Annotated in this window: 14 protein-coding genes and 1 pseudogene; 11 read left to right on the top strand and 4 right to left on the bottom strand. The window is 60.7% G+C overall.

The genetic code is table 11. The features are described from left to right. The first annotated feature begins 119 nt into the window (after window positions 1–119). The 3 genes from KG088_RS15030 to KG088_RS15020 are packed head-to-tail and all read left to right on the top strand — an operon-like array spanning window position 120 to window position 3,444. A complete protein-coding gene (locus tag KG088_RS15030) occupies window positions 120–359 on the top strand; it encodes a hypothetical protein (RefSeq protein ID WP_213826698.1) in 240 nt (79 codons plus the stop codon). Next, window positions 346–1,905 carry a phospholipase D family protein gene (locus KG088_RS15025; protein ID WP_213826696.1) on the top strand — a complete coding sequence of 520 codons (1,560 nt, stop codon included), beginning with the start codon at window positions 346–348 and terminating at the stop codon, window positions 1,903–1,905. The genes KG088_RS15030 and KG088_RS15025 overlap by 14 nt, the downstream gene beginning before the upstream one ends. 42 nt (window positions 1,906–1,947) lie before the next feature. Then, window positions 1,948–3,444: an SLC13 family permease gene (locus KG088_RS15020; RefSeq protein WP_213826694.1), complete on the top strand. Its 1,497-nt coding sequence runs from the start codon at window positions 1,948–1,950 to the stop codon at window positions 3,442–3,444. 92 nt (window positions 3,445–3,536) lie between these two features. Here KG088_RS15020 and KG088_RS15015 read toward each other — a convergent pair whose 3' ends face one another. Together KG088_RS15015 and KG088_RS15010 are read right to left on the bottom strand one after the other, a co-directional pair. Further along, entirely contained in the window at window positions 3,537–5,384 is a 1,848-nt protein-coding gene (locus tag KG088_RS15015) for a PHA/PHB synthase family protein (protein ID WP_213826692.1), read from the bottom strand. A gap of 544 nt (window positions 5,385–5,928) precedes the next feature. Beyond that, window positions 5,929–7,620, bottom strand: a complete 1,692-nt coding sequence (locus KG088_RS15010; RefSeq protein WP_213826690.1) for a C69 family dipeptidase — start codon at window positions 7,618–7,620, stop codon at window positions 5,929–5,931. Window positions 7,621–7,888: 268 nt separating this feature from the next. Here KG088_RS15010 and KG088_RS15005 point away from each other — a divergent pair, with 268 nt between their 5' ends. Then, entirely contained in the window at window positions 7,889–8,056 is a 168-nt protein-coding gene (locus tag KG088_RS15005; RefSeq protein ID WP_213826688.1) for a hypothetical protein, read from the top strand. Between the two features lie 340 nt (window positions 8,057–8,396). On the opposite strand, the pseudogene KG088_RS20180 reads toward KG088_RS15005, so the two are convergent. After that, window positions 8,397–8,503 (bottom strand): annotated as a pseudogene (locus tag KG088_RS20180) (IS481 family transposase); the annotation flags it as partial. 104 nt (window positions 8,504–8,607) lie between these two features. Here KG088_RS20180 and KG088_RS15000 point away from each other — a divergent pair. From KG088_RS15000 to KG088_RS14990, 3 genes are all read left to right on the top strand, one after another. Further along, window positions 8,608–8,793, top strand: a complete 186-nt coding sequence (locus KG088_RS15000; protein ID WP_213826686.1) for a hypothetical protein — start codon at window positions 8,608–8,610, stop codon at window positions 8,791–8,793. After that, complete coding sequence (locus KG088_RS14995) at window positions 8,786–8,995, top strand: hypothetical protein (protein ID WP_213826684.1); 210 nt, start codon at window positions 8,786–8,788, stop codon at window positions 8,993–8,995. The genes KG088_RS15000 and KG088_RS14995 overlap by 8 nt, the downstream gene beginning before the upstream one ends. 70 nt (window positions 8,996–9,065) lie before the next feature. Then, the gene (locus KG088_RS14990; protein WP_213826683.1) at window positions 9,066–9,506 is read left to right on the top strand and encodes a hypothetical protein; all 441 of its coding nucleotides are present in this window, start codon (window positions 9,066–9,068) and stop codon (window positions 9,504–9,506) included. On the opposite strand, the gene KG088_RS14985 is transcribed toward KG088_RS14990, so the two are convergent. Beyond that, window positions 9,484–10,677, bottom strand: a complete 1,194-nt coding sequence (locus KG088_RS14985; protein ID WP_213826681.1) for an aminotransferase class I/II-fold pyridoxal phosphate-dependent enzyme — start codon at window positions 10,675–10,677, stop codon at window positions 9,484–9,486. The two genes, KG088_RS14990 and KG088_RS14985, sit on opposite strands and share 23 nt — an antisense overlap. Window positions 10,678–10,857: 180 nt before the next feature. On the opposite strand from KG088_RS14985, the gene KG088_RS14980 reads away from it, so the two are divergent. From KG088_RS14980 to KG088_RS19865, 4 genes are all read left to right on the top strand, one after another. After that, window positions 10,858–11,163, top strand: coding sequence for a hypothetical protein (locus KG088_RS14980; RefSeq protein ID WP_213826679.1), 306 nt, complete (start codon window positions 10,858–10,860; stop codon window positions 11,161–11,163). A 116-nt stretch (window positions 11,164–11,279) separates the two neighbouring features. Continuing rightward, window positions 11,280–12,230 carry a toprim domain-containing protein gene (locus KG088_RS14975; protein ID WP_213826677.1) on the top strand — a complete coding sequence of 317 codons (951 nt, stop codon included), beginning with the start codon at window positions 11,280–11,282 and terminating at the stop codon, window positions 12,228–12,230. After that, entirely contained in the window at window positions 12,227–13,339 is a 1,113-nt protein-coding gene (locus KG088_RS14970; RefSeq protein ID WP_213826675.1) for a DUF3987 domain-containing protein, read from the top strand. Before KG088_RS14975 ends, KG088_RS14970 begins: the two co-directional genes overlap by 4 nt. Further along, on the top strand, window positions 13,258–13,731 hold the full coding sequence (locus tag KG088_RS19865; RefSeq protein ID WP_264759062.1) for a YfjI family protein: 474 nt from the start codon (window positions 13,258–13,260) through the stop codon (window positions 13,729–13,731). The genes KG088_RS14970 and KG088_RS19865 overlap by 82 nt, the downstream gene beginning before the upstream one ends. The last annotated feature ends 14 nt before the right edge of the window (window positions 13,732–13,745 follow it).

Genomic DNA, 13,745 nt, shown 5'->3' with positions numbered 1-13,745 from the left:
GGGGGTGGCTCCAGCAGGGGTGGGGGTCGGCGTCAGCGAGTGGCCGCGCTACACTGACGGCTCGACGGCTAGCCTACTGCCCGCGTGCGAGGCTGTCACTTACCCCGGCGGGAGCCCGCATGGCCAGATCAACCTTCGATACCCTGCGCGCCCTGGCCATCGCCAGCCAGGCGCTGGGCTTCATCCTTATACTCACCCTGGAAACCCTGATGGGAGATGCTGCCAGGCCCTGGCAGGGCTGGACGCTCGCCGCGATGGTAGCGGCGGCGCTGTGGATCGCCCTGGTGCGTCTCTACCGGCGCAATCGGGCGCGCAAGGCACTCGACCGGCGCCGGGCCGATCTCGATGACGGCGACTGAACGATCATCGGACCTGTGGCGGGTGCTTCTCTGTTGCCTGCTCGCGCTGACCGCCGGGTGCACGACGCACCCGGTGACGCGTGAGCATACCACTGCGCTGCGCCCGGCCGAGATCGAGGCGACTGCCCTGGGGAGCTGGACCCGCGAGGCGTCACGCGGGGAAGGTGGCGACAGCGGCTTCGCTCTGCTGGCCGATGGCGAGGATGCCTTTGCGGTGCGGGCTCGTCTGGCCGATGAGGCCGAGCGGCGCCTGGATATCCAGGCCTACCTGATCGACGAGGGCCAGACCACCCGTGCCTTGTTGCGACGCATGCTTGCCGCCGCCGAGCGTGGCGTCGAAGTGCGTCTGCTGCTGGACGATCTCAGTGCTGTCGGTCAGAACGAGCGCCTGGCCGCCTTGGACAGCCATCCCCGAATCCAGGTGCGGGTATTCAATACGGTCGCCATCGGGCGCGGGCACCTGGCGAGTTGGGTGCTGGCCGCAGCACCCGAGGTGCGCCGTACGCATCGGCGAATGCACAACAAGCTATGGATCACCGACAACGCGGTGGCGATTACCGGCGGACGTAACCTGGCCGATGAGTACTTCAACGCCGGTGAAACGCGTAACTTCGCCGACCTCGACCTGCTGGCGGTGGGCCCGGTGGTGGACGCGCTGTCGCTGAGCTTCGATCTCTACTGGAATCACGGCCTGGCACAGCCGATCGGGCGCTATCATCGGGCCGAGGCCGGCGTCTGGCGGCACCTGCACGATACGGTTGGCGCCTGGCAGGCCGAGTTGCTCACTTCCGAGACACGACTTGCAGACCAAAAAGTCGCGGCGAAAGAGGTCCTCTCGGCCGTGCTGCATTGGGGAAAAGGCGAGGCGTTTTGGGACCCACCGAGGAAGATCAGGACGCCGGGACGTCCCCCTATCGAAATGACCCTGGTGGGTGCCTTGCGCGAGCGAGTGATGCCTCTGGACTCACGACTGGTGATCATGACCGCCTACTTCCTGCCGATGGAACGCGGGACCCAGCTGCTGGTAGGGCTGGCCGAGTCCGGCATCCAGATCGACGTCATCACCAACGCTTTGTCGGCCTCTGACATGCCCTGGGTCCATGGCGACTATGCGGCGCGTCGACCCATCCTCCTGGCTAGCGGGGTTCGGCTTTTCGAGATGCGTGCCGTGCAGGACGAGCCCCACCACGGCCCTGCAGGCCTATCGGGCTCACCCGCGGCGGCATTGCACATCAAGGCGTTGGGCTTCGATGACGATCAGGTGTTCGTCGGCTCCTTCAATGTCGACCCGCGCTCGCTTTGGTGGAATACCGAAACGGGCGTGCTCGTCGAAAGCGAGAGCCTTTCCGCTGACTTTCACGCATTGGCCGAGATCGGCAGAACACCGGCACTTAGCTATGAAGTGCGACTGGATGATAGCGATGAGCTCGTCTGGGAGACGCAGATCGACGGCGAGCGGGTACGTATCGAGCGTGAGCCGGGCAGCCGCTGGCAGCACTTCAGTGCTTGGCTGAGTCGCCTGTTGGGGCTGGCGCCCTGGCTCTAATGCCCGTGTATGCTGAGGGCAAGCCGACGATAGGGAGGCGCCATGAACGACTCGACGTCCTTGGATACCCCGAAGACATCGCCATCGCGCCTGGCGCGCCTCAAGGTTCCCCTGGGGCTGGCGCTGGGGCCGCTCGCCTTCCTGCTGCTGGCGCTGATGGAGGCGCCAGCGGACATGCCGTCGACGGCCTGGCAGGTGGTGGCGCTGACTGCGTGGATGGCCTTCTGGTGGGTGCTGGAGCCGGTACCCATCGCAGTTACCGCCCTGCTGCCGGTGGCCGTGCTGCCGCTCATGGGCGTGGCCCCGATCGATCAGGTCGCGGCGCCCTACGCCAATCCGCTGATCTTCCTCTTCCTTGGTGGCTTCCTGCTGGCCGAGGCGATCCAGCGCTGGAGCCTGCATCGGCGCATCGCCATGGTGGTGCTGCGTTTCGCCGGGCTGCGTCCGGATCGGCTGGTGGGCGGCTTCATGGTCGCCACGGCGGCGTTGAGCATGTGGGTGAGCAATACCGCCACCGCGGCACTGATGGTGCCCATTGGCCTCTCGGTGCTGACCATGCTGGAGCGCGAGGGTGGCGAGGGTGCCAGCCACCACATGGCCCTGACGCTATTACTGGGGATCGCCCTGGCCGCCAACATCGGCGGCATGGGTACCCTGATCGGCACCCCGCCCAATGCCCTGCTGGCCGGCTTCATGGCCGATAGCTACGACATCGAGATCGGCTTCGCCCAGTGGATGCTGGTGGCCGTGCCCCCGGCGCTGTTGCTGCTGGCTCTTGCTTGGTGGCTGCTGACCCGCTGGGTCTACCCGGTGAGCCACGACGAGCTGCCGGGGGTAGCAGAGATGCTCCGCGAGCAGGCCGAGGACCTTGGCCGCATGAGCCGTCCCGAGCAGCGGGTGACGGTGGTCTTCGCCTTGGTCGCGCTGGCCTGGATCACCCGGCCGCTGCTCGAGTCCTGGCTGGAGGTGTCGCTAAGCGATGCCGGCATTGCGGTGATCGGGGCGCTGTTGTTGTTCGTGGTGCCTGCCCGCTGGCGACAACGCCAGTTCCTGATGGACTGGGACAGCGCCCGTCTGCTGCCCTGGGGGGTGCTTATCATGGTGGGCGGCGGGCTCAGCCTAGGCTCGGCTATCGAGGGCAGCGGCCTGGCCGCCGCGGTGACCGAGGGACTGGGCGCCTTCGGCACCTGGCCGAGCTGGGCCCTGGTGGCAATGGTCGTGATGGTGGTGATGCTGATGAGTCACGTGACCAGCAATACCGCTACCGCGGCGGCGATTCTGCCGTTGACTGCTTCGCTGACGGTGAGCCTGGGCGCCAGCCCACTGCTGCTCTCGGTGCCGGTCGCCATGGCGGCGAGCTGCGCCTTCATGCTGCCGGTGGCTACCCCGCCCAATGCGGTGGTGTTCGGCAGCGGTCGGCTCAGTGTGGCGGAGATGATGCGTGCGGGCGCCTTGGTGAGCCTGGCGGCGATCCTGGTCATCACCCTGGTGGTGTTCGGCCTGGCCATGCCGATCTTGGGCTTCGGCTGGGCGGCGTGATCCAAGTCATTGCCGGATGCCCGTCAGCGTTTAATCCTGGAGGCAGGAGGGGTGCCTCGGGGCAACCCGATATGTCACTGAAAGGGCAGCCATCATGTGCCCGGGGCATCGACACGCACCTGGACGTAGGAACCCGGCGCCTCCTCGATGGGGGATAAGCGGCCGCCGCCGGGCTCGCGAGCCGCCACCTGTCCTCCGCTGTGGCGCTTGAGCCAGTTGCGCCATTCCGGCCACCAGGACCCCGGGTGGTGACTGGCGGAGGACAGCCAGCGTTCAGGGTTGCGGGGCAGGTGACCATAGCTCCAGTAGCCATATTTCGTCGAGTCGGCCGGATTGATGACGCCCGCGATATGACCGGATCCACCGAGGATGAAACGTGGGCGCCGGCCCAGCAAGTGCGCGCCGCGGTAGCTGGATTGCCAGGGTGCGATATGATCCTTCTCGGTCGCCACGAAAAACGCCGGAGTACGCACCTTGCCCAGGTCGATGGCCTCCCCCGCCAGGGAAATTCCCCCTGGTTCGGCGAGGCGGTTTTCCAGGTACATGTTGCGCAGATAGAAGCTCTGCATGCGCCGGGGCATGCGGGTGGAGTCGGAGTTCCAATAGAGTAGATCGAAGGCCTGGGGGTCGCGGCCGAGCAGATAATTGTTGATCACGAAGCTCCAGACCAGATCGGCGGACTGCATGTAATTGAAGGCATTGGCCAGATGCGTGCCTTCCAGATAGCCGCGCTGGGCCATGTGCTGCTCTATGTGGCCAATCTGTTCCTCGTCGATGAACACCTCCAGTGGCCCTACCTCGCTGAAATCGAGCAGGGTGGTGAAGAAGGTGGCACTGCAGACCCGTTCATCCCCCCGAGCGGCCTGATGCGCCAGGGTGCAGGACAGAAGGGTGCCGCCGATGCAGTAGCCGATGGTGTTGAGAGACGCTTCGCCGGTCACCTCCTCCACTACCTCCATGGCCTTGAGGGTGCCCTGAGTGAGGTAGTCGTCGAAGGGCACCTCGGCATAGCGCTCGTCCGGGTTGACCCACGAGATGATGAAGACCGTGATTCCCTGTTCGACGGCCCAGCGAATGAAAGAGCGCTGCGGGGTCAGATCCAGGATGTAGTACTTGTTGATCCAGGGTGGGACGATCAGCAAGGGTCGGCGGTCGACCTCCTCGGTGGTCGGCGCGTATTGAATGAGTTGCATCAGCTCATTCTGGTAGATGACCTTGCCAGGGGTCACTGCGATGTCCTTGCCCAGCTCCAGCCCGGCAGCATCGCTCTGCTTGATACGCAATAGCCCCTCGCCCCGGGCCATGTCGTCCATCAGGTTGGCCATGCCCTGCAACAGGTTAGCGCCGCCGGTTCGGACGGTGGCTTCGATCACTTCGGGGTTGGTGCTGGCGAAGTTGCTGGGGGCGAGCGCGTCCATCAGTTGACGGGCATAGAACTCGATCTTCACCCGCTCTTCCCTGTCCAGATCGTCGGAGACATCATGCACCGCACTCAGCCACTGCTCGGCGGTCAACTGGTAGGCCTGTCTGAGCGCATCGAAGAAGAGGTTCTCCTCCCAGCCCTTCCCCTTGAAGCGTCGGTCTCTCGGTCCGGTCTGGACGGCCGGCGGTGGGGCCTGGCCGCATAATCGCTGCGCCGTGTCCTGCCAGAGTGCCGCGTAGCCCTGGTACAACTGCATCTGGACGTCCAGCGCGCGCTGCGGATGCCGCAGAAACTGCTGGCCCAGGCTGGCGAGCGACTTGGCGGCGACCGCGGGGTCGGGCAGGGTAAAGAAATCCCCGCGCGCCTGCCGCTCAAGCAAGCCCTGCAGAGCCCGGGACGACTCGGTCGACAAGCGCGCGAGGGTCTCGGCGTAACGTTGTGCCAGCACGTCGTGCGGCGCCTCGGGTGGCGTCTTCCGATCACCCGCCTGCGGCGATGAATGCCGTGAGTCATTCATGATTTGTGCCTCGCTGAGTCCACTACCCAGTAGCTGCGCCCAACCCCAGGTCGGGCGCGGGCATTTCGTAGATTGAAGCCTCAGAGTGGATGTTCACGATCCTGTCTGCTGCAACCTACTGTTTCAGTATCGTCAGAATCGCGCGAGACGCAACCGGGCAAATATTAAGGCTATTCCACGTTGGGTGTGGAATTCGCCCCCTGAGCTGGGCCAGGACATGACCCCCACAACGACAGGAGGTATGGTATGGACGGCACCCAGACATCACCTTGCTGGAAAAGTGATCACACCCAGCGATTTTGGACACCAGCTTATGCGATTGTTGTGGAATCCGGCACCTGAGGAAGAAGTGAACCCAAAACAGCCACCCGGCATGACTCGCAAGTGACTGTTTTTGCTTTGTTCTCTGGTCGGAGTGGAACAGATCAGCAGCGATGCCCCCTGAGTCGCTGACGGTCTTCTTCGTCCCGACAGCCGGTGTAGTGCTGGATACCGCTGACTGATCCGAGGTAGTGACTGAACCTTTCGGCATGGAGTGTCCGATTCAGCTACCCAAACGGCGCTGCTCCTCGTAGATACCATGCTCGCGCGGATATTCATCGAGGGATTCTTCGTAGCAGTGAATCATCGCTCCCCAACCATGGCGCGCCATCGGTTGACTGGTGGCAGGCGTGGTATCGCCTTCACTTTTCTCGCCTTCAGGCATACGAATACCGTATTGGTCGCGTGTCTCGCGTTCCACCATACGGACAAGGTCTTCGCCCAGCTCTAGCCCTTCCAGCAGCCGCTGTTTGACATTAGTTGTCAAGTATTCGCGAGCTTCCTGATGCTGATCTGCCTCGAACAGTTCTTGGGCATGCTGTTCGACACTCCGACGTTCCTCAAGAAGGTCTTGCTCAAAGGCCTCGATCTCCCCGGTCACCGGGCGAAGGAAATCCGTCGGATGCTCACAGGTGTGGTAGAGCAGCCGCTTGAACGTGCGAGTGGCGTAGCGCGTCGCCTCCAGAGGGCCATAGTCGGGATCGATGAAGTGAGAATCCGCATTTTTTGTCATGTAACGGTGCTGTTTAAACTCCGGCGGCACGTCTTCTGCCCCGACGGGAATTCCCACGAATGGCGTGGTGATCCCGCTGGTGACGGCCAACCAAAGCGTATGAAGCTCCGGATGGCTCTCCGATCGCAGCTCTGCTACCTGACCATAGCCGGTGAAGTCGGTCGACCATCGTGGATCGCGAACGTAAGCTAACATGTCTTCCAGGCTCAGCGGCGCCATCTCGTTCAGCTCTTCTTCACGAGCGGGCGGATTGCGACCCGCCGTGTAAAAGGCTGGGTAGAAGTCCCCCGGATCTTCGGCGGGGAAAGGCTGGCCATAGACATCCTGTACATTGAAGCTCTCTCCTTCGCCGTCCCACCAACCCTGCTCGCGGGCATAATCGATGAAATTGTCGGAGGCCATGACGTCATCATGCTCCTGGTGATTCACCGGAAAGTCGTGGATATAGCCCGGGTACATCACGCGAATTTCATCCGCTCCCAACCGTTCGGCCACCCACAATCCCTGGGCGCCGGCATAGTTGATAAAAGCCCAGCCCTCATTGGCATCGGCGATGAGGTGTGAGTTGCCGCCATAGGTCGAGAACCCATGCTCGTCAATCAGCGCACCGATGATCTCAACGGCTTCGCGCGCCGTGGTGGCTCTTTCCATGATGGCCTTTGCCAAGTCACTATACTGTGGACCGGTCTGCGGTGATTCCTCGGCGGCCTTTTCCGACATCTCCACCAGTTCAGGCCGCGATGGAGACCAGATGTCGCGTGCGGCCACACCATGTTCGTTAAGGCCACCGTTGGTTAACGGGGGCGGAAAACCGGCAAATTCAGAATAATTGGAGGATATATATTTGTAGGTGACCTCAGCCTGGGGAATCTCGATCAACTCGCCGGGAATACGTGCCTGGTTGGTCACCCCTACTTTCCAGGTGGCGCCCTGAGGATGCGACTGGCGCGGGACGATCTCGATCCAGTGGCTCGAGGGTTCATGGCCGAACCCTGCAAGGAAGGTTTCTCCGTTCTCGGTCAACTCGCTGCCGATGTAAATGCCGATGCTCTTTTCATTAGGATGCCCAAGAGTGGAAGATGAGAGAACATCGGCATAGGCCTGCCCCACAATCGTAGACGACACCAGTAGTGGCATCACCGGCACTAGAAAATTCCCGATGTATTTACGTTTTTCCTTCATTAGAAAACATCCTTTTATTCTAGTATCAGGATAATGTGGTTTTGGTAAAAAAACTGTTTAGCCTATTACTAAAGTCAGCAAGGGTTGCGAAATTGTCAACCTGAAGCCATAGGCCCGGCGCTGATGCTCATGGCGAAATCCCGGCCTAGCAACGATTACAACGTCTGCTCTATGTCGAAAAAGTTGCACCACAAGCAACGGTCAATACAGGCCAGTGCCAGCATCGCCCAGAAACTGCTTGGCAGTTCGTCATAGCGAGAACAGAGGTATGTATCCGGTCAGCGTCCGCTATAACGGTCAGGAGGGCTACGTTGAGGCAGTGCGGGCTGCGGCAGAGGATCTTGTTGACGAAAACCTGATGTTAGCCGAGGACGTCGAGCTTGTTATCGACGCAGCACCTACATTCCCGACGGAAAACCCGACTGAGAAACAGTAGAGGCGTACGGGTCCGCTTCAACTGGTCGAGCACCGGTTGGGCGGTACGTGCGTTGGACTTGATTTCCCTGGGTAGCCGAGGCGAGCGTCCTATGAGCTACTGCACTACTGAAAGTAAGCAAATAGGAGCTTCGACCCGAAACGAGATGGCGCTCTACGCAGCATGTGCCAATGGTCGTCTCCTGCGTCCAGCGGGGAGCATATATTTCCTTTTTTCGGGTCTGCTCGCTTACATAGCGGTTGGCCTATTGGAATCGCGTTCTTGTCGGAACTGATTGATTTCTTTAAAGATTGCCATCCGCTATCTTTTTTTCAGTCCTTTTTCATGGCTATCCCGGGTTGATGTCGATGTGCACGTACCCCGGCTCATACTCCTTGGGGTATTGTGGCGGGGCGTCTCGTCACCGCCGGCATCCTGCCGAACCAGCGCCGCCAGTGTCGGCACCTGAATCCCGAGCGGGAGCCAGTATGCCAGGCAGCAGGATTTTAAAGAGCCAGAACGATTTCATGTGTCATCTATGTTGACAGGCTCCGCTCGCGGTCTCAAAGCTGATGGCGCATTCGGATATCCAGACCACGATCACCCACTATGCCCACCTGCGGTCCGATCATACCCGGGAAGCCGTGGAGGCGTTCGCTATTGCCACACCAATGCTAGATGGCGGCACGGCCGATCGGAGCCACAAGACGTTGACCGTAATCCATGGCACCAGCGAAGAGGTAGTTCTGCATGGATGAAGAGCTGAAGTCTATCCAGTTTGATTTGAATGATGTATTGAATCGATTGGCTGATTATATGGGCGGCGACAAACTTCCAACTAATGGTGTGGACTGGGATGGTGCAACCTTAGAGGATGCAGCGAGCGTCATATTTAGCTATGCAGGCGCAAATTGCAGAGCAGACATCCCAATGAATCTCGACAAAGAGATAGTTTTTTAGACTTTCTAGAGCTGAAGCAGGCCGGCTAGAAGCTAAATATCTGGCTGATTACGGGGAAAGTGTTGGAGCAATGGTGGCGGCAATCGCTGCGCTGACTAACCCGTCTAATATCCCCGAAACGCACCACCTCGAGGCCTTGCAAGTTGCTGCACATGAATTCATTGAAGGCGGTTCAAAATGGTTTGGGCAAAGGCAAGGTATGCCTCTAGTAAGATCGCAAAATAAAAAGGTTGGCGAGCTGGCGAGCCCGCCCTTAGTCATTGGTGGATATTTGAAAAAAGATCGTCACGAAAGGTGGATGGCCACTATGGAGGTGTATTACCAAAATAAGAGAATGGGTAAGCCAATGGGCGATGGGTTGTTTGAAGAAGTGGCTGAGAAGTTTGAGATGAAGAAGAAGACTACTCTGAGCAACGAATACTATAGTGACCCGGTGAAATTTAGGCGAATGTCTTATGAGTTTATGGAAGAAATTACCGGGCAAAAAGTTAATATCTTCCGCTGGAAGTGATGGCGGCGTCCCGAAATATCGGCAATGCCCGCTCGATCATCTTGGCGTTGGCCGTCAGGCTGATCCGAAAGTGGCGTGGCCGCTCGAAGAGAGTGCCGGGCATCACGAACACGGACCGCGCGGCCAGGGTCTCGACAAAGCGCAGCGCGTCGCCCCCCGGCGCCTCTCCCCACAGGTAGAATGTCCCTTCCGGAGGAACCATTTGATAGCCCCACTGCTCAAGCGAGTGGAGCATTCGATCCCGCTTCGCGGCGAGGGCAACCAGATCGATCGACACATTCTCCAGGGAAGCAACCGAGTACTGCATGAGCGCGTTCGGGAAGGTCCAGCCCATCGCCATCTGGACGGGGAAGGTCGCACCGCGCAGTTCCGCACGCTGCTCTGTCGGCAGACGCGGTGAGATCGCCAGGTACCCGAGCCGCTGGCCGGGGGCAAGGAGCACCTTGCCGTAGCTGTAGTCGATCAGCGTCCATGGGTAGAGCGCGGCGGGGCTCACGAAGGGCGCATTGTCGAAACGGATGCGTCGGTAGGGTTCGTCCGAGAGCAGCCAGATACGTGCACCAATGCGGTGGGACGCAGCGTCGAGTAGATCGGCGAGCGATTGAAGCTGCTTTCGCGAATACACCCGGCCGGTAGGATTGTGCGGGCTGTTGACGACGACCATGCGCGTGCGCGGCGTGATGGCCGCTTCGATCGCTTCCAGGTCAAGGTCGAAGGCGGGTTCACTCAGGCCGACCTTGACCGGGACGAGATCCGCGACCCGCAGCATCGACGCGTAGCAGAACCAGCCGGGGACCGGGATGATCACCTCGTCACCCGCGTCGAGCACTAGGCGAAAGGAGAGCGCAATGGCGGCGAAGGCGCCTTGCGTCAGCGCGATATCCTCAGGTTCGAAATCAAGTCCGAGTTCGCGAGAAAGTGCCTCGGCAATGAAGGCCCGCGGCTCGGGCTCACTCGTCTTGTAGGCAAACCACTCGGGGTTCTGCGGGTGAAGGTTCCGTGAAAGGGCCTCCAAAAGACCGGCAAGTGGCATCTCGTGGGGATTCCCGAAGGTGAAATCGCAAGCCCCCGCGGCGCTCCTCGCGTCCCCGTAGATTGAAAGGAGGAAAAAATCCTCCACCGGGGCGAACTCTGCTGCCGCATCCCGGCTGCGCTGTGAGAGCACCTCCATAAAAGCACCTCTTTCGCGAGGGGTATAAAGAGGATAGCCAAGGTGTGGCACTTGGTCATTGAGATCGCCGGTGATTCATTAACGACTTCCATTTTTCGAGATGAAATCTGGCAATACACCATCCGCTTTGTCAGCGAGCCTTGAAGCGTCAACCCACACAAGCAACGTGGAGGCGCTTCGATGCCCACCAAGACGCAAGATCCCAGCGACATCCTTGCCAATGCGCTGGCCAAGTACCGTGATGGCCTCGACCCAGAACTCATCGAGCTGCCCGAGGCGGCGGTATTCCCTAATTTGATCCCCGCCCAACCAACGACCGCACGCAAGGCTCGTTGCACCGGCACCCTGTTAGGAAAACCGGCGCCGCGCTTCGTCAAGCGCGGTCGGGCAATCCGCTATCGCCTCAAGGATGTGCTCGACTGGCTCGCTGATGCCGACGACTACGGAAGCACCGCCGAGGTGGCCGTGGCAGGGAGGGTATCGTGATGTTCGAGCTTGCTTTTTCGTTGATCGGTGCTTGGCATCACCTGAGTGGCTTTCTCGGACAAAACGGACAGGGTACATGCACTGACCTCGGGTGATGGTGCCCTGGGAGGTAGCCAATGATCGATTATAAGAAAGCGCCCGGCTGTGGGGGCCGGGCGCGATTAGATAGCGTTATCGAGATGGATCAACGCCATCATACCATCGACAGTGCTCTGCTGCTGGCGGTGAGGGAACTGTACGGCATAGGTATTTCGCTGCAAGGCCGAGGGCAGTGGCAGCGATTCAAGCCGCCCGGCAAGCGGGATCTTGACGGCTATGCGGCGATACTCGGCCATGAAGCCGCCATGCTTGGCCGCTGGGATACCGGAGAGCAGCATCTCGTCGTGCTGGCCGATGAGCAGGCAACCGATGAGGAGCGCGCCAATGCGCGGCGCGAGGCGCAGCAGCAGGTCCAAGTGGCTCGTGAGCGCCAACAGGCAGCGCTTTCCCAGCAACATAGCGAGGCCGCCGAGCGTGCCCGTGCGCTGTGGGGAAGGGCGTTGCCTGCTCAGGAGCACCCCTATCTGCTACGCAAGGACGTAGCACCTGGCTGGGCGCGCCAGCTCGGACACCTGTTGTTAGTGCCACTGACTGATGGCACTCAACTGGTGAATGTGCAGACCATCGCCACCGATGGCACCAAGCGATTTCTGACAGGCGGCCGCAAGAAGGGCTGCTATCACCCTATCGGGCAGTTCGACACCGGCCGGCCGCTGTTGATCTGCGAGGGGTGGGCGACCGGCATGACGCTGCACGCGGCGACCGGCTCGGCCGTGGCCTGCGCAATGGATGCCGGCAACCTGCTGCCCGTCGCTCGCTACCTTCACCGTCGCTACCCCGATGCGAGGATCATCATCGCAGCCGACTACGACTACGACCACGGCACCGAGGGCAATCCCGGCATCATGGCAGGCCAGGCTGCTGGCGCTGCCGTGGGTGGTCGCTGCATCTGGCCAACGTTCTCCGAGGGTGCCGAGGGGACAGATTTCAATGACCTGGCTGCCATGGGCGGGGAGGTGTCTGTATGAGCATTACCACCATTGCTCGCCAGGTCGAGGAAGCTACCCATGCCATGAAGCCCAAGGCGTTGCCGCCCAGCCTCCCCCCAGTGATCGGCTTCACCCCAGAGATGCTGCCCGATGAGCTGCGCGATTATGTGCTCGACGTGGCCCGGCGTCTCCAATGTCCCCCTGAGTATTGCGCCGTGGTCGCCCTAGTACTGCTGGCGAGCCTGGTAGGACACAAGGTCCGTATGAGGCCAAAGCAGTATGACGACTGGGAAATTACAGTGATTCTGTGGGCAGTGCTGGTCGGTGGGCATTCTGCGATGAAGACGCCTGCGATCAAGACCATCCGCTTTCCCATCGACGTTATCGAGGTTGATGCACTGAAGCGGCACGAGGCTTCCATTGCCGAGTACAAGGAGGATAGCGAGCTGGCAGAGATCGCCAAGGCTGCCGCCAAGAAGAAGGCCAAGGGCCAGGAAGAGAAGGGCGACATGGATGGCGCAAAGAAGACCTTGCAGTCTGTAGCGGCTCCCAGAGAGCCAGGCTCCACCGAACGCTTTATCCTCAACGACAGCACGGTCGAGAAGGCGGGAGAGCTGATGAACGAGAACGACCATCACCTCACTATCCTGCGTGATGAGCTGTCTGGTCTTCTCGCCAAGATGCAGCAAGAGGAGCACTCCGGGGAGCGGGCGTTCTACCTCGAAGCCTACAACGGCGATTCATGCTTCACCTATGACCGGATCGGCAGGGGGACCGTGGCCATCGAACACTGTGCCCTGAACATCGTAGGCGGTATCCAGCCCAGTAAGCTGGCCCCCTTGGTGCAGAGCGCTTCGAAGGGATCGGTGAATGATGGTTTGGTGCAGCGCTTCCAATTGGCTGTATGGCCTGACCCGGTGAGGGGCTGGGAGTGGATCGACAGAACGCCGGATCCTAGGGCCAAGGAGCGCTTCGCCCAGACATTTTCCGGCTACACAGCCTCGACCTTGGCGTTGATGAAGATGGCAACCCACCGGCCTGGCGGTTCACGCCGGAAGCTCAGAAGCTGTTTGTCGAGTGGATCACAGAAATCAATCTCGAGTGCCGGTCTGACTCCCTCTCACCTCTCTTGGCCGAGCATCTGCTGAAGATGCCAAAAACGGTCGGCAGCTTGGCCTTGCTGTTTGCGCTAATCGACGGCGACAACGAGGCCGTTGGCAAGATAGCCACTGCTCGCGCCCTCGAATGGGCGGACTATCTGCGCAGCCACGCGGAACGTCTATACAGCGCCGCCACGAACCGCGACGTGGATGGGGCGAAGCTGATCCTGAAGCGCCGTAACAAACTGCCCAATCCCTTCAAGGCTAAGCAAGTCCAACAGCGCGGCTGGTCTGCCCTTGACACTACGGCGGCAGCTCAGGGGGCTATTGATCTGCTGTTGGAGTACGGCTATCTGACGGAAGTCGAGACGCCAACGGCAGGCAGACCTCGCCTTGACTACTGGTGGCATTCGGACTTCGTGCCAGAGGAGGACGATTAATGGGTCGCTGGCCT

Origin of the sequence: Halomonas jincaotanensis, from assembly GCF_018448785.1 — a bacterium.
Classification (GTDB): Bacteria; Pseudomonadota; Gammaproteobacteria; order Pseudomonadales; family Halomonadaceae; genus Halomonas; species Halomonas jincaotanensis.
This window is presented reverse-complemented; position numbering and strand designations above follow the sequence as displayed.